The sequence below is a fragment of the Aeromonas sp. FDAARGOS 1405 genome, from assembly GCF_019048265.1.
GTDB lineage: Bacteria > Pseudomonadota > Gammaproteobacteria > Enterobacterales > Aeromonadaceae > Aeromonas > Aeromonas veronii_A.
Genome location: NZ_CP077311.1, coordinates 3,729,958 through 3,752,473 on the forward strand (window position 1 = coordinate 3,729,958; position 22,516 = coordinate 3,752,473).

Annotated in this window: 19 protein-coding genes; 11 read left to right on the forward strand and 8 right to left on the reverse strand. The window is 56.7% G+C overall.

Annotated elements, in window-relative coordinates; all coding sequences use genetic code 11:
• Positions 1-60: 60 nt before the first annotated feature.
• Positions 61-264: a hypothetical protein gene (locus I6L35_RS17030; RefSeq protein ID WP_005345744.1), complete on the forward strand. Its 204-nt coding sequence runs from the start codon at positions 61-63 to the stop codon at positions 262-264.
• A 298-nt stretch (positions 265-562) separates the two neighbouring features.
• Positions 563-1,189 carry a heme-binding beta-barrel domain-containing protein gene (locus I6L35_RS17035; protein ID WP_216978844.1) on the forward strand — a complete coding sequence of 209 codons (627 nt, stop codon included), beginning with the start codon at positions 563-565 and terminating at the stop codon, positions 1,187-1,189.
• Positions 1,190-1,225: 36 nt separating this feature from the next.
• Here I6L35_RS17035 and I6L35_RS17040 read toward each other — a convergent pair whose 3' ends face one another.
• The 6 genes from I6L35_RS17040 to cmoM form a co-directional block, all read right to left on the reverse strand.
• The gene (locus I6L35_RS17040; RefSeq protein ID WP_254204482.1) at positions 1,226-1,753 is read right to left on the reverse strand and encodes a hypothetical protein; all 528 of its coding nucleotides are present in this window, start codon (positions 1,751-1,753) and stop codon (positions 1,226-1,228) included.
• 150 nt (positions 1,754-1,903) lie between these two features.
• The gene (locus I6L35_RS17045; protein ID WP_216978845.1) at positions 1,904-2,293 is read right to left on the reverse strand and encodes a septal ring lytic transglycosylase RlpA family protein; all 390 of its coding nucleotides are present in this window, start codon (positions 2,291-2,293) and stop codon (positions 1,904-1,906) included.
• 247 nt (positions 2,294-2,540) lie between these two features.
• Entirely contained in the window at positions 2,541-6,968 is a 4,428-nt protein-coding gene (gene mukB / locus I6L35_RS17050; RefSeq protein ID WP_216978846.1) for a chromosome partition protein MukB, read from the reverse strand.
• Positions 6,969-6,971: 3 nt separating this feature from the next.
• Entirely contained in the window at positions 6,972-7,691 is a 720-nt protein-coding gene (mukE, locus tag I6L35_RS17055) for a chromosome partition protein MukE (RefSeq protein WP_005336835.1), read from the reverse strand.
• Positions 7,672-9,006 carry a chromosome partition protein MukF gene (gene mukF, locus I6L35_RS17060; protein WP_111901131.1) on the reverse strand — a complete coding sequence of 445 codons (1,335 nt, stop codon included), beginning with the start codon at positions 9,004-9,006 and terminating at the stop codon, positions 7,672-7,674. Before mukF ends, mukE begins: the two co-directional genes overlap by 20 nt.
• Positions 9,007-9,109: 103 nt before the next feature.
• Positions 9,110-9,886 carry a tRNA uridine 5-oxyacetic acid(34) methyltransferase CmoM gene (gene cmoM / locus I6L35_RS17065; protein WP_031227571.1) on the reverse strand — a complete coding sequence of 259 codons (777 nt, stop codon included), beginning with the start codon at positions 9,884-9,886 and terminating at the stop codon, positions 9,110-9,112.
• 101 nt (positions 9,887-9,987) lie between these two features.
• Between cmoM and elyC the strand changes: the two genes are divergently transcribed.
• From elyC to pfkA, 3 genes are all read left to right on the forward strand, one after another.
• A complete protein-coding gene (elyC, locus tag I6L35_RS17070) occupies positions 9,988-10,758 on the forward strand; it encodes an envelope biogenesis factor ElyC (RefSeq protein WP_216978847.1) in 771 nt (256 codons plus the stop codon).
• A gap of 135 nt (positions 10,759-10,893) precedes the next feature.
• Positions 10,894-11,649: a triose-phosphate isomerase gene (tpiA, locus tag I6L35_RS17075; protein ID WP_120414341.1), complete on the forward strand. Its 756-nt coding sequence runs from the start codon at positions 10,894-10,896 to the stop codon at positions 11,647-11,649.
• A gap of 149 nt (positions 11,650-11,798) precedes the next feature.
• Positions 11,799-12,770 (forward strand): 6-phosphofructokinase, encoded by a 972-nt coding sequence (gene pfkA / locus I6L35_RS17080; RefSeq protein ID WP_005336840.1) that lies wholly within the window; start codon positions 11,799-11,801, stop codon positions 12,768-12,770.
• Positions 12,771-14,382: 1,612 nt separating this feature from the next.
• On the opposite strand, the gene I6L35_RS17085 is transcribed toward pfkA, so the two are convergent.
• Complete coding sequence (locus I6L35_RS17085; protein ID WP_216978848.1) at positions 14,383-15,624, reverse strand: dicarboxylate/amino acid:cation symporter; 1,242 nt, start codon at positions 15,622-15,624, stop codon at positions 14,383-14,385.
• Positions 15,625-15,894: 270 nt separating this feature from the next.
• On the opposite strand from I6L35_RS17085, the gene I6L35_RS17090 reads away from it, so the two are divergent.
• The 3 genes from I6L35_RS17090 (at position 15,895) to I6L35_RS17100 (ending at position 19,362) form a co-directional block, all read left to right on the forward strand.
• Positions 15,895-16,179, forward strand: coding sequence for a pyrimidine/purine nucleoside phosphorylase (locus I6L35_RS17090; RefSeq protein WP_167556500.1), 285 nt, complete (start codon positions 15,895-15,897; stop codon positions 16,177-16,179).
• A 151-nt stretch (positions 16,180-16,330) separates the two neighbouring features.
• Entirely contained in the window at positions 16,331-17,716 is a 1,386-nt protein-coding gene (locus I6L35_RS17095) for an L-serine ammonia-lyase (protein WP_216978849.1), read from the forward strand.
• A 275-nt stretch (positions 17,717-17,991) separates the two neighbouring features.
• A complete protein-coding gene (locus I6L35_RS17100; protein WP_005336844.1) occupies positions 17,992-19,362 on the forward strand; it encodes an L-serine ammonia-lyase in 1,371 nt (456 codons plus the stop codon).
• An 847-nt stretch (positions 19,363-20,209) separates the two neighbouring features.
• Here the strand turns inward: I6L35_RS17100 and I6L35_RS17105 are convergent.
• Positions 20,210-20,488, reverse strand: coding sequence for a YcgL domain-containing protein (locus tag I6L35_RS17105; protein ID WP_216978850.1), 279 nt, complete (start codon positions 20,486-20,488; stop codon positions 20,210-20,212).
• A gap of 107 nt (positions 20,489-20,595) precedes the next feature.
• Here I6L35_RS17105 and minC point away from each other — a divergent pair, with 107 nt between their 5' ends.
• Genes minC through minE form a run of 3 tightly spaced genes read left to right on the forward strand, consistent with a single transcriptional unit; the run spans position 20,596 to position 22,406 of the window.
• Positions 20,596-21,303, forward strand: coding sequence for a septum site-determining protein MinC (minC, locus tag I6L35_RS17110; RefSeq protein WP_216978851.1), 708 nt, complete (start codon positions 20,596-20,598; stop codon positions 21,301-21,303).
• A gap of 18 nt (positions 21,304-21,321) precedes the next feature.
• Positions 21,322-22,134, forward strand: a complete 813-nt coding sequence (gene minD / locus I6L35_RS17115; protein WP_005345776.1) for a septum site-determining protein MinD — start codon at positions 21,322-21,324, stop codon at positions 22,132-22,134.
• A 2-nt stretch (positions 22,135-22,136) separates the two neighbouring features.
• Positions 22,137-22,406 (forward strand): cell division topological specificity factor MinE, encoded by a 270-nt coding sequence (gene minE, locus I6L35_RS17120; RefSeq protein WP_005345779.1) that lies wholly within the window; start codon positions 22,137-22,139, stop codon positions 22,404-22,406.
• Positions 22,407-22,516 lie beyond the last annotated feature (110 nt).

Consider the following 22,516-nt stretch of genomic DNA (forward strand, 5'->3'; position numbering starts at 1 on the left):
ATCCTTACCAGCAACTACCTTCAACTGAGTGTTTGATATGAGCCAGCAGTGGAGCGCCATATGTACTCTTACACCCTCACCTTCAGGGAAGATGTCGATCGCCTGACCGCCCCCGAGCAAGAGATTACCTTGCAGAGCCCCGCTCAGGCGGGGGATTTTATTATCCTCTCCGACGGCAGCCGCCATCAGGTGATGTTTGTCACCCACCGCGCCCACTACAGCAGCCTCTATCTCGATAAAGGGGTCAGGGTACCGCAGAGTTAGTGGCTATCGCCTTTAATTGATGGGGCTGGGTGAAATATTCACGCCGTTGACGTAATAATCATCGCATCATGTCAACGTTCCTTTATCTCTATCACGATATATCTGAGGAAGCGCGATGAAAAAATCCAACATTGTCTTATATCAAATTAAATTTATTTAGCCACGAAAAAACAAATCATACCTCACAAAAACAAATCACCATCACTCAATATCATTGACCACACCCTTGGTGCGTTATAACAATTACTTTGTTGAACATATTTATTCGCAAGTCATTATTAGTGATGGAGTTATCACAATGAATAAACTTATCTTACCCATAGCATTAATTACCTGTGCCACGCTCGCTCACGCAGAGTCCAGCACTATTATCAACGGTCTGGATTTTGGTCCATTAGCTCAGTTGGCTGGCACATGGAAAAGCACTGATGCTGGTGGTGTAGATGTAGCACCCGGCCAGGAGGGTAGCAAAGTTGGCAAAGGGGGGCCGGCAGTGGAACCCTTTTACGAAGTCATTACTTTTGAACCGGCTGCCGATGCTAAAAATGCCAGCGAACAATATCTGGTAGCCATGTATTACAAGCAGGAAGTATTCAGAAAAAGCGATAATGGGAAATTTCATGACCAACGCGGTTATCTGATTTATGACAAGACCAATCAGCTTGTTTACAACTCATACTGTATACCTCGTGCAGTCTGTGTGGTCACTGAAGGCAAAGCGGGTAACAAAATCGAGTTCAAGACGGGCAAGCGCGGTATTGCGGAAAGCAATTATATGACCATTAATGATTCCACCGCGGATTTCTCGATGACTCTGGACTTCTCAGAGAAAAATCTCCTCAAATACAGTCAAACCACCAACCTGATGGTGTATGGCAAGCCATTCGCACACTCCGATAGTGCATCCCTGACCAGAACCAATTGATGTTTCATGGCCAAGGTATTCATTATCTTGGCTTTTTTATATTCGTCGATAGTCTATCCTGATGGCATCCTTATCCCACTCGGGATTGAGTACACCGGCATACCAGAGTGTCAGAATGACATCCATCTGATTGTTATGCTTCACAACCTTGCCGCTCTTACAGGCCGAGAGCACCTCCAGCCATAACTGCTCGGGATTGATCGGTTTGGTAATATCCTTGTGTGACAATAAATCAATGGCAGCCAACACATATGCTCTGGTTTTGGTCGCAGCTACATAATGAACTGGCATGATGCAACTGATACAACCAAGACTGCAAAGAGTCAGAAAAGTGACCTTTGGATTATTTTTAAATTTACCTGTACTGATATCATCACCAAATGCTTCAGCAATAGCCATATCCCAGGCTGTGACATGACCGTAATTATTCTGTACCATCAGATGAACAGCTCTCAGCGCTGCTCCACCGTATTTACCATAGATAATCATCACTAATCCCTCCGTTTGCCACATAGTAAGGCCAAACAGGCGAGATAGGCTAAAATAAATATCAATCACGACCATCGAGTTTTTCCATTGATAACAAATCCATTTTTAGCTGAATTAAATATTGATCCATATCAATGTTATATCTTGAAAGGCTGACTGGTCGATGTCAGCCTCCCAATATCATTCATCAACATCCATTTTCGTGTATAAACAGGTCCCCCCAGCCTAGAGCACCTCTATTTTTACATTGATAATCCCGTCACGAATATTGCCGATGGTGCTAAACGCAGATTTGGAGAGATCGATAATACGCCCCCTTTTAAAGGCGCCGCGATCATTGACCTTGACCACTACGCTCTTGCCGTTGGCGAGGTTGGTCACCCGCACCATAGCGCCGAAGGGCAATTCCATATGGGCGGCGCTGTTGAGGTTGTTGCGATAGATCTCGCCGCTGGCGGTCTTTTTGCCGTGATAACGGTCGGCATAATAGCTGGCGTAACCGGTCTCGCTATAACCGCGCCAGCTGCCGCCGTGGCTCTCGTCATAACGGCTGCTACAGGCCGCCAGCAGCAGGCAAAGAGATAACAGCAGCCCTTTCTGGATATATTGCACCATTCCCCTCTCCTCTCTTCTTTTCGCTATGCGCAATTTTTCTTCTTCGATACGGCCGGTGACGCTGGCGACACGGGCGGGAGACCTCACCTTGCCATAGCTCCAAGGCACTCATCATGTTACTCGCCTTGTTGTCAGGCAACAGCGACCGCGCGGCTACTTTGCCATATCTTCCATGCAAAAAGGGAGGCAAATGCCTCCCTTTCAACTAGTTACCGGTCATCCCTTGTCGGGATGGGCCAGAGACTTCTCAGGCAATCAGCTTGTCATCGCTAAAGCCAAAGCCACGCAGACCCACCACATGCACATGCTCGTGCTTGCCCTGCACCTTGCGGATGAGCTTGTAGGTAGTTCCCTTCTCGGGGCTGATGTTCTCGGGTGCCGCGATAAGCAGTTGCATATCCTGGCGCTCGCACAGCTCGAACAGGGTGGCGATAGATTTGCCATCCAGACGGGCCGCTTCGTCGAGGAACAACAGACGGCAGGGGGCGATATCCTTGCCGCGCAGACGGCGGGACTCCTCCTCCCAGCTGATCAGCACCATCAGCAAGATAGCCTGACCGGTACCGATCGCCTCACCGGTGGAGAGCGCACCGCTCTCGGCCCGCAGCCAGCCATCGGCGCCGCGCTGCACCTCGATCTCCAGCTCCAGATAGTTGCGATAGTCGAGCAGCACGTCGCCCATCACCTGATAGCTGCGATCCCCCTGCTCGACCTGCGGATTCAGGCGCTGGAACAGCTTGGCCATCGCCTCGGAGAAGCTGAGCTCCTTGTCGGCGAACAGATCGTTGTGCATGGCGGTTTGATCGGCCAGTGCCGTCAGCAGACGGGTGTGAGCCTCGCGGATATTGACGTTGAGGCGCACTCCGCGCACCAGACCGAAGGCGATGTTCTGCAAGCCCTGGTTGAGCACCCGGATGCGGTTCTGCTCGCGGCGGATGATATTGGTGATCTTGGCCGCCACCTCATGGGAGGAGAGCGACAGATGGGTTTCCCGCTGCTTGAGCTCGTCAGCCAGACGGGCCAGCTCGATCTCCATCTCCTCGATCGCTTCGACCGGATCATCGGAGCGGATGATGTCGTTGCGGATGCGGTCCTTGAGGTAACGATAGACCTGCACGTAGAAGGCCACCTTCTGCTCGGTGCTACGGTTGCCCTCAGAGAGACGCAGCGCATCGCGCAGAGCCTCGTCGTGGGCCACCGCCACCCGCAGGGCGCCGAGGGCCTTGTCCGACATGGAACGCAGCTCGTCGCTGTCGAGGTACGCCAGCTCGCGCTTGTTGAGGCGCTTCTCGACGTCGGTCTCCCGCGCCAGCCGCACCACCCGCGACCAGCTCGCCTTGTGACCCACCAGAGATTTACGGGCGCTGTAGTAATCCTTCCCTTCCAGCTTGAGACGACCGCCGAGGGATTCGATCTCCCGCTTGGTGACCTGCAGCTGGGCCTCGGCGCTGGTGCGACGGGAACGGGTACGGATCAGCAGCTCTTCGATCTCTTTCTTGTGGGCGCGCGCCTTCTCTTCCATATCGTCAGAGAGGGTCAGCCCCATGGCCGCCAGCTCCTGTTCGAACTCGGCCAGGGTCTGGCGCTTGGCCTCGACGCTGGAGTTGAGGGCGGTGCGCAGCTGCAACGCCTCGGTATGGCGCAGGGCAATCTGCTTGTGCTGCTCACCGGCGGTGCGGGCAGCCAGCTCGGCCGCTTTCAGCTTCTCTTTGAGTCGCTCGCTCATCTCGGAGGCCTTGCCCAGCAGGTCTTGCGCATCCTGATAGGCAAAGTGCGGCAGACGCGCCACCAGCTGATCGAGGGCGTAGCAACGGCGCTTCTGCTCGGCCAACAGGTCGCTCACTTCATCATAGGCAGCTTGCAGCGCGGCAAGATCCTGCGGATCCTGACGCAGCACCTGCACCATGGTTTCCAGTTTTTCCAGCGACTTGCCGTGCTTGGCGATAAAGGCTTCGGCCTGTTTCAGCGCTTCCACATCGGCGTGAGCCGCCTCGAGGCGGGCCACCAGATCAGTCTCGGCAAACAGGTGGGCAAAGGGCAGCATCCCCTGCACCAGCTGGATATGGCGGGTCAGCTGGGCGGCGGCCGCTTTGGCCTCGGCCAGCTGCTTGTCGCACTCACCGATGGCCCCTTGCAGCGTGCGCAGTTCGGCCTGCTTGGCCTGCACTTCGGCTTCGGGGTCGGGGCGGAAGGCGATATCCAGATGCTGACCGATAAAGTCGCGGAAGTGACCGTAGAGACGGTGGTACTTCTGCTGCTCGAAAGCGGCCTTGGCGTAACCCTCGATGAGCCCTTCGCGCTCAAGGTCGAGCTGCTCGATCCGCTTTTCCCGGGCGGCGCGGCCAAACAGCGGCAGCTCGGGGTAGCGGGAGAAGCGCACCTGACGCTTGCTGGTGCGCACCAGCACGGCGTCCCCCAGCTCGTCGGCTTCCACCAGATCCTCGTCAAAGGAGTCGGGGTTGCCCTGAATCAGGTAGATATCTTCCGGGCAATCTTCCAGCTTTTTCAGCCGCTCGATGGCACCCTCAAGGTCGAGCACCACCAAAGCGCTGCGAGCCGGGCCATAGAGCGCGGAGTAGTAAGGGGCATCGTCGATGGAGATGTCGTCGTAGACATCGGAGAGCAGCACGCCCCCCACTTGCTCGGCGATGCGGGCAAGACGGGGATCCGCCTCGCCAGCACCCAACTGCAGGTTGCGAATTTGCAGCTCCAGCGCCTGTTTCTGCGCCGCAATGCGGTTGCTCTCCTGCTCGAACTCGCGCTCCTTGTCGAGCACGGTCTGCATACCGGCCGAAAGCTCTTCGGCGGTGGCGAGCGGCAAACCGCTCTGCTCGCGCAGCTGCTCGAGTTTTTCAAAGGATTTCAGCCAGCGCGGCGCCAACTTTGTGAGCTCCGCAATATCGCGGCCGAGCTGGGTACCCTGATGCTCGAGGCTGGCGCGGCGCTGATTCACCTCCGCCTGCTGCTCGGAGAGCTCCTCCTGACGAGTGCGCTGGGCTTCGAGGAAGATCTCCAGCTCGTCGCTGCTGGCAATAAGCTGGCCAGAGGCCTGCTGCAGCTCATCGCGCAGCTTGAAGAGACTCTTCTGGCTTTCGCTCTCTTTCTCGAGGCGAGCCAGCGCGGCGCGCAGCCCCTGCCCCTGGGCAATGCGAGCCTTGTCTTCGATGTGACGCTTGAGCAGCGCCTGCGCGGTAGGCCAGGCGGCCTCGCGCACTGTTTCCGGAGCGATGCTGAGCAGCAGCGCCAGCGCCGCTTCGTGCTCGGCCACAGCCGCCTTGGCCAGCGCCAATTGCTGTTCGGCCCCCAGCACCCGGCTGGTGAGGCTCTGCTCGGCGGCGCGGAACTGGTGCAGGGTGTCGCTCGCCTGTTCGGCGGTCAGCCCTGGCAGCTCGCACTGCTCGCGGGCAGCCTCCAGCGCCTGCACCGCCTGACGGTACTGGATGGCGCGGGTCTGCTGGATATCGAGCGCCTGCTGGTAGTCGGCCAGCTGGGTCTTGAGGCTGTCGACTTCGGCCTGTGCCAGCTCCTTGCGCTCTTCCACTTCCAGCAGCTGGCCGTGGATCTCCTCCACTACCGCCTGCTGCTGCTCGAGTTTGTCAGAGAGATCCGCCAGATCGGCGCGATACATCTCGATCTTCTTCTGCAAGCTGACAGCCGCCATCACCTTGGCCAGATGCTCGGAGGCAGACTCCAGCTCGTCGGTCAGCAATTTTTCGCGGTTGGTGAGCTGTTCCACCTCGTCGGCCAGATAGATGGCGCGCTGCTTCTCTTCGGCCAGAATACGGCGCTTGTCGGCCAGCTCCTGGCGCGCCTTGAGGGCCAGCTCGGAGAGACGGCTCTTCTCGGCGGCGTTGCGCACATAGTCGGCGGCCACATAGTGGGTGGTCTCGGTGATGAGGTTCTTGAACAGATCCCGCTGACCCTGGGTCTCCTTGATGGCCTCCAGGGTGCGGCGGTTTTCATAGATGGCCGCCTCCATATCTGCAAACGCCTTGCGCACCCCGGAGTTCTCCGGCAGCAGGTATTCGCGCAGGGAACGGCTGATGGACGAGGAGATGCCGCCGTAGAGGGAGGCTTCGATCAGGCGATAGAACTTGCCGCGATCTTTTTGATCACGCAGCTTCTTCGGGGTGATGCCGAACTCGAACATGAAGTTGTGATAGTCGGTCACCGTATTGAATTTGGCGACTTTCAGCGCCCCCAGCTCGGCGGCAGCCCCTTTCAGATCGGTAAAGGCGCGTACCCGCCCCTTGCCGTCATCGAGCTTCTCCAGCAGCAGGTCGGTCGGCGCCAGATTCTCCGGCACATCCACCAGTGCAAACGGGGTGATGTTGACCTTGTTGTCGCGGTTGGCCACCTGCTCGAGGTGCACGCCGACCCAGATCCGCTGTTCGCGGCTGTTCATCACTTCCAGCAGGGAGTAGCAGTGGCCACGCTGCAGCTTGCCGTAGAGCCCCTTGTCACGGGAGGCGCTGCTCGATCCCGCTTCCGTGGTATTGCGGAAGTGAAGCAGTGACTGGTCGGGGATGAGCGCCGCGATAAAGGCCGCCATGGTGGTGGACTTGCCCGCGCCGTTGCCGCCGGAAAGAGTGGTGACCAGCTGGTCGAGATCGAAGGTCCGGGCAAAGAAGCCGTTCCAGTTGACCATGGTCAGGGATTTGAACTTGCCTCGCACCGGTTATACCTCCAGATCCAGTTGTTCTTCATCGAGATCCGCCTCGATGTCATCAAAGAGCGAGTCGCTGCTCGGCATTTCGTCGTCGTGGAAGATGGCTTCACCCTCCTGGATCATCCGCAGCTGGACGGCGCGCGGATCTTCATCGGAGCGCACGTCAGCGGCGAAACGGAACACCGATTCGTTGACCCGGAATTTATCCCCGTTGCCAAGGGCGGTGATCATGCCAAGACGGCGCAAACGGCGCATGGAAGTACGGATCTTTTCGAGCAACTTCTTCTTGTCGAGATCGGTACCACCTGAGCGGCTGTTGACCATCCGCAGCAGCTGCTTCTCGTCGGCGAGGCTCAGCACCTCTTCTTGCAGCTCGGCCATGGCGAATACCCCTTCCGAGGCGAGACGATCCGGGCTCAGGTAGAGGTAGCAGAGCACCTTGCCCACCAGCATATCGAGCTCGGAGAGCACAGTGGTGCCGATATCGGAGCTCGGGCGCGGGCGCAGGTAAAAGAAGCCTTCCGGCGCCTTGATCAGCTCCACCTGATAGCGGCCGTAGAAGATCTCCAGCTCGCTGTGATATTCGACCAGCGCCGAATGCTGCTCGAACTCGTCGGCACTGATGTGGCGGCCGGAGCGCAAGGCGGTATCGATGCGCGGAAACAAGGGGTTGGCAATCGCCTCTGCGAGACGCAGCGGCAAGGGAAACTCAGAATTGATCAATGACATAGGCCTGAACCTTGGATCCAGCTTGGTTAATGGGTTTCCATGCGGGTTGGCGATGCAGTTCGCGCTCGCCGCTGGCATGGCCCAGGCGCACGGCCTGGTCGATCAGAAGACGCGCCACATCGAAGTGGGCATGGGCCGGGTAGTCCAGCAGGTATTCCCGCAGCACATCGGCCAGATCCAGCTGCTGTCCCTGCTCGGGGTAGCGGGCCAGATAGCGCTCGATGCGCTCTGCCAGCTCTTGATTGATATCCACCATCTCGACGTACTCCATCTCTAGGGGCACCTCACCGGTCACCTCCTCGTCGTGGATGGCGATGGTTTCGTCGCGCAGCTCCAGCAGACGGGGCTCTTCGGCCACCCGCAGTTGCCAGTTGTGCTGCTCGAAATTGCGGATGGACTCGCGCAGCCGCTGGCTGAAGGCGCGGTTCTTGTCCATGTCGATGGCGTTGCGGATAAATTTGTGGACGTGTCTGTCGTAGCGGGACCAGAGCTCGATGCACTGCTGACCCCAGCTGGTGATGACGTCAAGACGACCTTGCAAGGCGTGAGTCAGCTCCTCGACGTGGAACAGATCGTCGCGCCCCTGCGCCGCCTCCTGAATATTGAGCAGCCCTGCCTGCAGGCGGTGGCCGGCAGCGTCCAGGGTATCCTGCAGCTCGCGCAGGGTCTGGCCGGTCTCGTGCAGCAACTTTTCGCAGCTGTGAATGGCATCGACCCAGTTCTGGGTCAGCAGGGCTGCGATTTCGCTTTTGACCTGATTCTGCTGCTCATCCATGGCGCGCTGGGTGAGATCGATCCGCCCCAGCGTCTCTTCCAGCGAGAAGGTGAGGCGCGGCAGCACCTCGGCATCCCACTGCTCGCGGGTGTTGGTTTCAAGCGCCGCCTTGCGGGCGGTGTCGAGCTCGGAAGCCAGGTGTTCGAGCAGAATGGAGAGCTTGATGGAGTCAACCTGACGCTGATCCATAAAGAAGTCGACGATGCTCACACCCAGGCGCGACAGGCGGTAGAGGCTCTCCCCCGCCACCATGTCGGTGTTGAAACGCGACAGCAGCTGCTGGCGAATGAGATCGTTGATAGCGTTGTTGGCGCGACCGGTGAGGGTCTCGTCCATCTGGCCGAAGGCGCTGCTGACATAGCCGAAGGCATCGTGCAGCGCCGCCTCCGACAGGTCCGACTCATCCTCGGACAGGGTCTTGATTGCAATCAGAAAGGCCAGCCGGTCGGTTGGCAGGCTCAACGCCAACCCCTCCTGCCTGACCCACCCTACTAGCTCCGGCAAAGAACGCTCTGGCAGGGTACGGGATGTACTCATCATGATGTTGTCATCTCGTTGTTGTATTGGGCGCACAATCGTGCGCGCGGCTACATCCGGTAGCATCGAAAACATGGTTCACATTATTGACGTGAACCGCGAGCAGTCAGCTGGCCGGCTTCTGGGCCATCACATGGATATAGCGGCCGAGGGCGACAAAAGGCTCCTGACGGCAATATTGCTGCTCCATGGCCAGCAGATCGTCGAACTTCTCCACCTGATCCTGCTTGTGACGCATATAGTCGTGGATGACCCGCACCCCCGTCTTGCCGATGATGCGCAGCCCCCCGCGACCAATCCAGTCATAGACCTGCTCCGGCAATTGGGGATTGGTGGGCGTAAGCGCTGTCTGCCGCTTCTTGCGAAGGCCAAGGCGCACATAGTCAAAATTGCCCACCACCAGGCTCTGGAACAGCAAACCATGACGGTTGTAGAAAAGCAGCGACAGTATGCCCCCGGCATTGACGAAAGGGAACAGACCCAGCAAGGTCTGGCGCGGCTCGGCGAGCCACTCCAGCACCGCATGGCAGAGCACCAGATCAAATGTCCCGGTCACGTGTTGCTTCAGATCCTGAATGGGGCAATGGATGAGACGAATTTTGTCTTCCAGCCCCTTCTCGGCGATCTGGCTGCGGGCCAGTTCCAGCATTTCTGCTGACAGATCGCACAGCTCCACCTGATGGCCCATGGCCGCCAGCTTCTGGGCGAAATAGCCAAAACCGCCCCCCGCATCGAGGATGCGCAGCGGTCGGTTGCCAAGGCGGGCCAGGCAGGCTTCGATGTCGCTCCAGACAATGGTGGTGCGGATGCGCCCCTTGGTGGAGTCGTAAATGTTGCGGGCGAACTTGTCGGCGCGCCCGTCAAAACTCTGATCGTGCTTCAAGGAGAAACTCAACATTAGCGCCACAGGGTTGTGGCCATCCCAAAAAAGAGAGGTATTCTGTCACATCCCGAATTTGCTGAAAACTCAAGGAAGTGTCTGCCGTGTTTGTGCTCAAAAAGTGGCTTGGCCAGCTGTTGATGCCGCTCCCCTTCTCCCTCTCCCTGCTGCTGCTCGCCCTGCTGCTGCTCTGGTTCACCCGTTTTCAGAAAACCGGCAAGCTGCTGGCGACCCTCTCGCTGCTGCTGGTCACCCTGATGGGGATGCGGCCGGTGAGCTACGAGCTGGCCCGCGGGCTGGAGCAGACCTACCCGCCGTTCGAGGTGAGCCAGCATCCCAACATCGATGCCATCGTGGTGCTCGGCAATGGTCATGTCAGCGACCCGGCGGTGCCGATGCGCAGTTGGCAGAACAATATCTCGCTGGCACGGACTCTCGAAGGGGTACGCCTCGCCCAAGCCTATCCCGAAGCCGAGCTGGTTTTCTCCGGCTATGTGTCGGGGGATCCCCTCTCCAATGCCGAGGTCAATGCCCGGATGGCCGAGAGCCTCGGCATTCCCCGTTCGCGGATGACGTTGTTTGAAAACAACAAAGACACTCATGATGAAGCGGTCAGTATCAGCCGCCACCTCAAGGGAAAAGAGGTGGCGCTGGTCAGTTCGGCCACTCATTTGCCACGTGCCATGGCCCTCTATCAGGGTCAGGGACTCAAGGCCGTGCCGACCCCCACCGACTACACCGCCAAGCAGAGTCAGGTACCCCAGCCCCTCTACAGTTTTTTACCCAAAGGGCGTTATTTGATGTATTCCGAAGCTGCCATCCACGAATGGATTGGGGTATGGTGGGCTCGCTTGCGGGGGCAGGTTAACGAATGAGCAATCAAGCGTTTCATTCCTGATTTGGATCAGGAAAGCGAAAAAAAATTACGTCATTTGCCGCCGGGTCAGCTATCTTGGGCTCGGTTCAATTCATATAATGTCGCGCAATCAAATGCCTAGGAGATATACAAGATGAGACAGCACCTGGTAATGGGTAACTGGAAACTGAACGGCACCAAGGCTTCTGTAGAAGCTCTGATCAAAGGACTGACCCCGGCTGCTGCCGCTCATCCTTCTGTGCAAGTCGCCGTCTGCCCGCCGGTTATCTTTTTGGGTCTGGTTGAGCAACTGACCGCTGGCAGCAAAATTGCCTACGGTGCCCAGAACGCTGACGTTCACGAGTCTGGTGCCTTCACCGGCGAAAACGCCCCCTCCATGCTGAAAGCCTTTGGTTGCACCTACTCTCTGGTCGGCCACAGCGAGCGTCGTACCCTGCACGCAGAGAGTGACGACGTGGTTGCTGCCAAGTACGAAGCGATCCAGAAAGGCGGCCTGATCCCGGTTCTGTGCATCGGTGAAACTCTGGAGCAGTTCGAAGCCGGCGTGACCAAGAACGTGGTTGAGACCCAGCTGAAAGCCGTTATCGACCGTTGCGGTATCGCCTCCTTCAACAACGCCGTTATCGCTTACGAGCCGGTATGGGCCATCGGTACTGGCAAGACTGCCACTCCGGAGATCGCTCAGTCCGTTCACGCTCACATCCGTCAGTACCTGGCCGGTTTTGATGCCGCCGTTGCTGCCAAAGTACAGATCCTGTACGGCGGTTCCGTCACTGGCGCCACTGCAGCCGACCTGTTCGGTCAGCCGGACATCGACGGTGGCCTGGTCGGTGGTGCGTCCCTGAAAGTGGACGACTTCTCCCAGATCATCGCTGGCGCTGCCAAGTAATCGCTGATTACGGCAAAGAGAGGGGCTCGTCCCCTCTCTTGTATCGCTTTTCCTATGGTGGCCCCCGCATCCCATATGAAAGCCGATATAGTAAAAGTGGCTTGTCTATTTAAACATTCGTATTTGACAACTCAGATCCAGAGGCACTCATGACCAAACAAATCAAACGTATTGGTGTTTTGACCAGTGGTGGCGACGCACCCGGTATGAACGCAGCCATTCGCGCCGTGGTTCGCGCCGGTTTGCATCATGGCCTGGAAGTTTACGGTATTTATGATGGCTACCTCGGTCTGCACCAGGATCGCATCGTCAAGCTGGAGCGTCACAGCGTCTCCGACGTGGTGAACCGTGGTGGTACTTTCCTCGGCTCCGCCCGTTTCCCTGCCTTCAAAGACCCCGCAGTGCGCGCCGAAGCGATCGAAAACCTGAAAAAACACGGTATCGATGCGCTGGTCGTCATCGGTGGTGATGGCTCCTACATGGGTGCCAAGAAGCTGACCGAAGAGGGTTTCCCCTGCATCGGCCTGCCGGGCACAATCGACAACGACATCGCCGGTACCGACTTCACCATCGGCTTTGATACTGCCCTGAACGTGGTGGTTGACGCCATCGACCGTCTGCGCGACACCTGCAGCTCCCATCACCGTATCTCCGTGGTCGAGATCATGGGCCGCCACTGTGGCGACCTGGCCATGTCTGCCGCCGTTGCCGGTGGTGCCGAGTATGTGATCGTGCCGGAAGTAGCCTTCGACAAAGAGAAGCTGCTCAAGCAGATCAAGGAAGGCGAAGCCAAGGGCAAGAAGCACGCCATCATCACCATCTGCGAGCACGTTACCGACGTGAACGCACTGGCTAAAGACATCGAAGCCCTGACCGGTCGTGAAACCCGCGCCACCATTCTGGGCCACATCCAGCGTGGCGGTGCCCCGACTGCCCGTGACCGCATCATGTCCAGCCGTATGGGTGCTTACGCCGTTGAGCAGCTGCTGGCTGGTCACGGTGGTCGCTGCGTCGGTATCCAGCGCAACGAGCTGGTACACCACGACATCATCGACTGCATCGAGAACATGAAGCGTCCGTTCGATCAGGAGCTGTACAACCTCTCCACCACCCTGTTCTAAGCCACGCGGCGTTTAACCGGCTGTTGATGACAAAAACCCTCCGTCGGAGGGTTTTTTATATCTTACAAAAACTGATGTATCGGTACGCTGTGTGGCCCTCACCATACGGGTTGCCTGATTACCAACCCTTGCGCCATCTTACTGATCACCAGCCTTCCTCTCCTCACAGCAACCTGCTTCAGCCTACGAACAGAGTTCCGGTATTGTCGTGGATGTTTTATCAGTGCGAACCGGATTGCGTTGACCTGTGCTCTGTCGACCCTGAAACGAGCTTGTTCAGCCTCCTCGTCATACGCCGCTTTTTATATCTCAATCTTGCAGAAGGGATTCAGATATCTTATCCAACCATGCTCCGGCCCTGCTCTCGAATTACAATCACATGACTCACGCAGATGCACCGGCCACGCGGATCGCTACTCGCGCCCAGCCCAGCCCAGCCCAGCCCAGCCAGAGAATACGCATCTGGCCTATTGCCCACCTCACTCTTGCTGCGGCCATGTCTATTCCGAGGCCAACGGGGAAATTGGCGGTGATAAAACAGCCAGCTGCTACTCTGTATCCCCCCGATGCACGGCTCTCCTCCCTATGACCCCAGTGTATTGCTGTAAAAATGCGGATACTCCGGCCTGATAAACTCATGGTGGGACAAGGGTTGGCAGCCAGACTCTCTCCATAGACTTCTTTTGGATGAGCTATCTACATCAGGAATCGTCAAACCATGGTCTTACACACTTTTTATGACCTCAAGGATACTATTACGAGGGTTAAAACTTAAAAAATGCCATTTGAACCCCACACAAAACCCATCACCAAGCCAGTTAGAAGCTCACCAACCAATTGAATTTAAATGGAATAATTATAAAAACAGAATCTTGAATGCCTGCCATGCCAGAACAGGTGATAAAATCAGCTCAATATGACAAAAATAGCCATCTCAACTAACCCAACAAACAAAGAAGCTGTTTTATCAATTTACACCTTGTTTTACCCCCTTGTTATGGTATCTTGACTACATCAACCAACAACTTAGGGAGAGAAAAATGAAAGAGTTTGTCGTTACTGCCGTTTTCACGGTGTTTTTCACCCTGGTTGCTGTCTCTCTGCCCTCACTGTCACAGTTCTGAGCCGGATAGAGAGGCATCAATCCGGACCGACCCTCTTTGCCATGTCTGTTTAATCGCCACCAACTGGCGCTTTTCAGTAATAATGCCGAGATGGTCAACATAGATATGATTTCATCACTTTGACGCTGTTTCTTTCGCCACAAGGGTGTAACCAGGATGGTTTAACCATATGGCCTGATGGAGTAGAACCAGCAGCAGATCATATCCGAGGGGAGCAAGGCTCCCCTTTTTGTTACCCGCCGTTTGACAATCCCCTACCCCGGCATCTACAACAGGCCAGTTGACGCCATACGGCCCATGCCCACAACTGATGTTTTCTCCTCCTGTACTCTCCATTCAACACAGCTACATCCGTCAGCAATCTCTTGTGCACACCTTTGCTCTGATACTTGTCCGGCAGATATAAAAAAGCCCCCGCCATCATGGCAGGGGCTCGCGTAACGCAGTGTCAGCTTAGGGCTGTTATATCTCAGTCCAGCTCAAAGCAGTTATGCCTTGTTCCAGCGCTCTGGGTCATATTCCGGGCTGAAGCGGTCAACAATGACAGCACAGGCCGCATCGCCGGTGATATTGAGGGAGGTGCGGATCATGTCGAACAGTCGATCCAGCGCGAACAGCAGCGGCAACCCTTCGATGGGGATCCCGGCCGCCAGCAGCACGGCAACCACCAGGAAGCTTGGGCCCGGCACACCGGCCTGGCCGATCGCCCCTAGAGTGGAGGTCACAATGATGGCCGCCCAGGCACCGACGCTCAGATCGATGTTGTAAACCTGCGCGAAGAAGATGGCGACCAGACCGTAATAGATGGCATTGCCACTCATGTTGATGGTGGCCCCCAGCGGCAACACGAAGGAGGCGGTCGCGTTGGTCACTTTCAGATCATGCTCGCAGGTCTCCATATTGACCGGCAGGGTCGCCATGGAAGAGGCGGTGGAGAAGGCCACGATCTGTGGCTTCTTCATGGCAGAGAGGTACTTCATTACCGGCGTGTTGGAGAACATCATCACCAGCAGCGGGTAGACCACAAAGCCGAAGATGAGGATGGCAGCCACATAAATCACGAACAGCTTGAGCACCAGGGTCAGCACATCGAAGCCGTAGGTACCGATGGCTTCCGCCATAAGACCGAACACCCCGAGCGGCGCGATGATCATCACCTTGTTGATCATCCAGACGAAGGCATCCACCAGGGTATTGAGCCCATCGACCAGTGGCTTGGCCCGCTCGCGCGGCTGTTTGGCCAGCGCAATGCCGAGGAACATGCAGAACACCAGGATCTGCAGGATGTTCGCTTCGTTGAGGGAGTTGAAGACGTTGGTGGGGATCATGCCAAGCAAGGTGGCGACTGCATCCGGCAGCGCCCCTTTATCGGCGTAGTCACCGCCAAACATGGAGGCGACGGAAGCGAAATCGACCCCGACACCCGGCTTGAAGATCTGCCCCATCACCAGCGCCAGCAACACGGCCAACGCGGAGGTCACGAGGAAGAAGGCCAGCGTGGCTGCCCCGATCTTGCCCGCAGCCGGGCTGGCGCCCAGATTGGCGGCGCCGGAGAGGATGGCAACCGCCACCAGCGGGATCACCAGCATCTTGATCAGCTGGATAAACAGGGTACCGAGCGGTGCAAACACGGTGGCTTGTTCACCCATGAACGCGCCGACCACTGCGCCCAGTACCATGGCGACCACAACCTGGAAGCCGATGTTTTTAATGAGTCCTTTAGTTAACACAATATGTTCCTTTATGTAGCAAAATTCACACTTTTCCCAGTGCAATTAACCAAACAGGGGAATGAGCGGCTGCCCATTCCCCTGTTTGCGCGTGTTATCTCACATTTAATTGCTGTTTTAAATCAGCAAATCATTAACCTTGGCTATTAATAAGTTTGCGAAAAAGTGAAGATTCAAAGCGGTCTCGGCGATTTTTACCTCATCCCCCATGACAACTGGCAAAAGATTGTGCTAGTTTGGCTGCACAAACGTACACACAGGGATGTAAAGATGCTGAAAGTTAACGAGTATTTCGACGGAAATGTAAAATCCATCGGTTTCGAACAAAAAGGCGAGAAATCAACCGTCGGGGTGATGAACGTCGGTGACTACCTGTTCAACACCGCCGCCCCCGAACGGATGACAGTGATCAAGGGCGCCCTCACCATCCAGCTGGCTGATGAAGATGAGTGGCACACCTACAGCCAAGGTGAATCCTTCCTGGTGGCCGGTCACTCCTCCTTCAAACTGGAAGTGAAAACCCCCACAGCTTATCTGTGCGAATTTCTCGACTGATCAGGCCGGTTGAAGGGGATCAGCCCCTTCAACCTTATTGGCCCCCCAGCCCCATTATCTGTGTCCATGTCACAGCACCGCACATCCCCGCTTCCTATCCATGGCAAAAATCCTAGAATAAACAGACATAAACCATCACCGGATTGATGTCATGATCAGCGTGTTTGACCTGTTTTCCATCGGAATTGGCCCCTCCTCTTCCCATACCGTCGGCCCCATGCGTGCCTCCTATGCCTTCGTTCAGCAGCTCAAGCTGCAAGGCCATCTGCCGCAGATCACACGGGTCGAAGTGGAGTGTTACGGCTCGCTGGGCCAGACCGGCAAGGGACACGGCACTGGCAAGGCGATCATTCTGGGGTTGTCGGGCTTTGAACCGGAATCGGTCGATATCGATGCGATTCCCGCCATTCTGGCTCAAGTGGAAAATGAGCTGAGCCTGCCGCTGGCAGGCGAGCAACCAAGCCATTTTCCCCGCACCGGAGCCATCATTTTCAACCGTCGCAAAACCTTGCCGGCCCACACCAACGGCATGACTCTGCGGGCCTTTGATAAAGAGGAAAACCTGCGCTTCAGCCAGACCTACTACTCCATCGGTGGCGGCTTCATCATTGAAGAGAGCCACTTTGCCACCGCCAAAGAAGAGGCCGCCAAGTCCGATGCCGAGCACCCTGTCCCCTACCCGTTCGACAGCGGCGCCCAACTGCTGGCCCACTGTCAGGAGAGCGGCCTCTCCATCTCGGGGCTTATCCTCGCCAATGAGCGGGTATTTCGCAGCGATGAGCAGATAAAAGCGGGGCTACGCAAGATCTGGCAGGCGATGCAGGGCTGCGTAGAGCGAGGCTGCAAAAGCGAAGGGGTGCTGCCGGGCGGCCTCAAGGTTCGGCGCCGCGCCCCGGGGCTGTTCCGCCAGCTCAGTTGCGAGACCAACTTCAACAAGGATCCGCTGATGGTGATGGAGTGGGTCGATCTCTTTGCGCTGGCGGTCAACGAGGAGAACGCCGCCGGTGGCCGGGTGGTCACCGCCCCCACCAATGGCGCTGCGGGCATCATCCCCGCCGTGCTGCACTACTACGATCGCTTCGTGCACAAGGTGGATGACGAGACGCTGATCCGCTACTTCCTCACCGCGGCAGCCATCGGCATCTTATATAAGAAGAACGCCTCCCTCTCCGGGGCCGAAGTGGGCTGTCAGGGGGAAGTGGGTGTCGCCTGCTCCATGGCGGCTGGCGCGCTGACCGAACTGCTGGGGGGCAGCCCGGCCATGGTGGAGAACGCCGCCGAAATAGGCATGGAGCACAATCTCGGCCTCACCTGCGATCCCATCGGGGGACTGGTGCAGGTGCCCTGCATCGAGCGCAACGCCATGGGCGCAGTGAAAGCGATCAATGCCGCCCGCCTCGCCCTGCGCGGCACCGGCGAGCACAAGGTGTCACTGGACAAGGTGATCAAAACCATGTGGGAGACCGGCAATGATATGAAGACCAAATACAAGGAGACGGCCCGCGGCGGCCTTGCCGTTAACATTACCGAATGTTAAAAAACGGCAATTGACTCCATTTGGTTCCGAAATGCCCGGCATCGCCGGGTATTTTTATGGGCAAACGCTTAACAAAATGGATAAGCACCAAAATAAATTTTATACTCGCGCCTCAAACTCAACAAAAATAGATCTGTTTCAACTTTTTTTAGGTCGTGAGCCGTTACACTACGGTTATCTGGTTCAGTGACCTGCGCAAACCAGCGCGTTCCATGGATCTCCCAAATTTCTGTGAGTGGGCATGCCGCCCCCTTCTACCCTGAGGTAATAGTGACATGATCAGCGTTTTTGATATCTTCAAAATCGGTGTAGGCCCCTCTTCTTCCCACACTGTTGGCCCGATGAAAGCGGCCAAACAGTTTGTTGACGAGCTGCGCGCGGGCGGCAAGATCCGCGATGTAACCCGGATCAATGTCGATGTCTACGGCTCCCTCTCCTGGACCGGCAAAGGCCACCATACCGACACTGCCATCATCATGGGCCTGGCTGGCAACCTGCCGGAAAATGTCGATATCGATGCCATCCCCGAGTTTATCTCCCGTGTTGAGCAGACCGAGCGCCTGCCGATCGGCCTGCACTGCCACACCGTCAGCTTCCCGCGCGATGCAATGGTATTCCACGACGAAGCCCTGCCGCTGCACGAAAACGGCATGAAGCTAACTGCCCTGATCGAAGATGAAGTGGTGTACAGCAAGACCTACTACTCCATCGGTGGTGGCTTCATCGTTGACGAAGAGAACTTCGGCAAGGCTGACAGCGGCGACATGTCCGTACGCTATCCGTTCAAGAGCGCCGCCGAGCTGGTTGCCCATTGCAGCCAGACCGGTCTCTCCATCTCTGCCCTGATGATGGAAAACGAGAAGTGCTTCAACACTCCGGAAGAGATCTACAAGAAGTTCGGCAAGATCTGGAACACCATGCGCGAAGGTATCGAGCGCGGCTGCCGTACCGAAGGTGTTCTCTCCGGCCCGCTGCGCGTACCCCGTCGTGCCGCGCCGCTCTACCGTCAGCTCAACACCAACGAGAACCTCTCGAGCGATCCGATGAACATCGTTGACTGGGTCAACATGTTCGCTCTGGCCGTGAGTGAAGAGAACGCTGCCGGTGGCCGCGTGGTCACCGCCCCGACCAACGGCGCTGCCGGTATCATCCCAGCCGTACTGGCTTACTACGACAAGTTCATCCAGCCGGTTGGCCGCGACGAGTACACCCGTTTCTATCTGGCTGCCGGTGCCGTCGGCATCCTCTACAAGATGAACGCCTCCATCTCCGGCGCCGAAGTGGGCTGTCAGGGTGAAGTGGGTGTCTCCTGCTCCATGGCCGCTGCCGGTCTGACCGAGCTGATGGGCGGTAGCCCGGAGCACGTCTGCGAAGCTGCCGAGATCGGTATGGAGCACAACCTGGGTCTGACCTGTGATCCGGTTGCCGGTCAGGTACAGGTGCCTTGCATCGAGCGTAACGCCATCGCAGCCATGAAGGCAGTCAACGCCTCCCGTATGGCCCTGCGTCGTACCTCCAAGCCGCGCGTCTCCCTGGACAAGGTGATCGAGACTATGTACATCACCGGCAAGGACATGGACTCCAAGTACCGTGAAACCTCCCGTGGCGGTCTGGCCATCAAGGTGATGCAGGTTGCCTGCGAATAAATAGGGGTTGCGACCCTCATCTGAACAAAGGCGGGATATCCCGCCTTTTTTATTGCCCGAATGGGATACCGGGCACTTATACCGGCATACCGACCATGTCACTGTAGGGTGTCGCTGATATGTCCCTGCTACGCCACTGCAATGCGGACTCCCTTGTCTAAATGCCTCTTAATTACAAGCCTTGATTAACTCATCTCAGTGCATTGAAAGCAGTATTAAGCCCCTACATGAAACCTGTACCTGCTATCTTGCCCCAACCACGCTTTCACAACTAATCGATATCGAGATAGCCCCTCAGCTCAATCCCCTCCACTTTGGGCATACCCTTGTTCGGCAAGACGCGGTTACCGCTCACCCTTGCGAATTACATGCTAGTAGCCATCTGTGTTGCACCTTCTTGATCAGGGCAAACAATCAAGCACACAAACAGGGGGTTAGCTCATCATTTTGGCCACAGCACATCGCTCAAACTGGTTTTAGCACCGTTATCACCGCCCTCTTTACGCCCTATTTGATGTAAAACGCATCACGCAGTGGAGGCCAAAAAAGCGCCCAAAGAAGGGGCTGAAAATAATCGATGAATGGGCCAATAGCCGTTGAAATGGAGGATATGAGAGCGCGCCACTCGCTATTTTTGTGAGCGCCAGCAAAGGTTGAGGATATGGTGTTGGGAGCAGATTGACTTTCTATTTAAACAGCGAAAAGTGAATATCACCAAAGGGAGGGTTTAATTTGGCCAGATCCTGTCACGGGATTATCGCAGGCCACCTCTCCGGGGCCGGAATGCGTCATGCAGAGTCACAAAGAATTAGCCCCGCTGGGCAGAACGCACCACGGGGCTGGATATTCAGGATGGTTTTTTCAGGCTGGCCTTGTGTTGCTCCAGCAAATTCTCGGGGGGCGGCGGCACCTGCAGGTAGAAGCCCTGAGTCGTCAGCGCCTCCATTACCTTGCCAACATCGGCCATTCCCAAGGGCTTAGCGGGGTCCAGTTTGGTCATCAATACCAGTTCTGGGCGGCCAAACACCCCCATCAAGGGCGCGGGGACGCGGGAAAAATCCTCTCTTCTCTCAACAAAAAGGTAGGTCTCGGCTTTTTTGCGACTTTTATAGACTGCACACAACATGGAAATTGATATAATCCGACGAGTTTATTGCCTCTGATGGGGGCAAACTATAACATCAGGAATTGAATAACAATAACGGATTAGCATCTCTGCCTCGGGGAAGATTCATGGTTGAGCGCGATAACGAATTGAAAGGGACCACCTTCACTATTTCTGTGTTGCATATCAGCGATGGCGAGCCTGAGCGGATACGTCAGTTGTTGGCCGAAAAAGTGGCCCAGGCCCCCTACTTTTTTAATTGTGCGCCGCTGGTGATCAATGTTTCCCGACTGGAACATATTCCCGATTTCGAACAGCTCAAGGAGCTGGTGGAGTCCGAAGAATTTGTGCTGGTCGGCATCACGGGTGCGCGCAGCGAAGAGATGAAGACAGCCGCCAAGGCGGTGGGATTGGCCGTGATGGCCTCGGGCAAGAGTCGCAAGAGCGAACCGGAACCCGAGCCAGCCGCCCCTGAGGTAGTTCGTGAGCCCGAACCCGCCCCCTTGATTCCGAGCAAGGTACATGTGGGGCCAGTACGCTCCGGCCAGCAGATTTATGCCGCCGGCACCTCGTTGGTAGTGCTGGGGTCCGTCAGTCCGGGGGCCGAAGTGCTCGCCGATGACAGCATTCATATTTATGGCACCCTGCGTGGCAGAGCCATAGCCGGCGCCAAGGGCAACACCCAAGCCCGGATCTATTGCCAGCAATTACAGGCCGAACTGCTCTCCATCGCGGGCACCTTCCAGCTGAGCGATGCGTTGCCGGCAGGCCTGATCCAGCAACCGGTTCATATCCGGCTGGATAATGAACAACTCCGTATAGACCGTATCAAATAGAGTTACAAGGAAGCGAGAATGGCGCGAATCATAGTCGTTACATCGGGTAAAGGTGGCGTTGGCAAGACCACAACCAGCGCAGCCCTGAGTACCGGTTTAGCCCAGCGTGGCCACAAAACAGTGGTCATCGATTTTGACATCGGTCTGCGAAATCTGGACCTCATTATGGGTTGTGAGCGACGCGTGGTGTATGACTTCGTCAACGTCATCAACGGTGAAGCCAACCTCAATCAGGCGCTCATCAAGGACAAACGTTGCGAGAACCTGTTTATCCTGCCCGCCTCCCAGACCCGGGATAAAGATGCCCTGACCAAAGAGGGTGTCGAGAAGGTGCTGGATCAGCTGGCCGAAATGAAGTTTGACTACATTGTCTGCGACTCCCCGGCCGGGATCGAGGCGGGCGCGCTGATGGCGCTCTATTTTGCCGACGAAGCGATCGTCACCACCAACCCGGAAGTCTCTTCCGTACGTGACTCCGACCGCATCCTCGGCATCCTGGCCTCCAAATCCCGCCGTGCCGAGCGTGGCGAAGACCCCATCAAGGAGCACCTGCTGCTGACCCGCTACTGCCCGACCCGGGTCAACCGTGGCGACATGCTGAGCGTGCAGGATGTGCAGGAGATCCTGGCCATTCCGCTGCTCGGGGTGATCCCTGAGTCCCAGGCAGTGCTGCGCGCCTCCAACTCCGGCGAACCGGTCATTCTGGACAAGGAGTCCGATGCCGGTCAGGCCTATGACGATGCGGTTTCCCGTTTGCTCGGTGACACCAAGGAATTTCGTTTTCTGGAAGAAGAGAAGAAGGGCTTCTTTAGCCGACTGTTCGGGAGTTAAACATGTCATTATTGGATTATTTTCGTTCCAACAAGAAACAGAACACCGCACAACTGGCCAAAGAGCGGTTGCAGATCATCGTTGCTCACGAGCGTTCATCCAGAGGGGGGCCGGATTACCTGCCCCAGCTCAAGCAGGATATCCTCGATGTGATCCGCAAATACGTCAACATTGATCCGGAGAAGATAACCGTTCAACTGGATCAGAAGAGTGATGAGCTGTCAGTGCTGGAGCTCAACATCACCTTCGCCGATGACAACAAGAAGGGATGAGCTGACGCCCTATGCGTGACCCCTTCCCCCAATGAAACCGGATCCCCTGGCAGGATCCGGTTTTTTATTAGCACAAAAACAGGTCACAGCGGCTCGCCTCATCTCGCCAA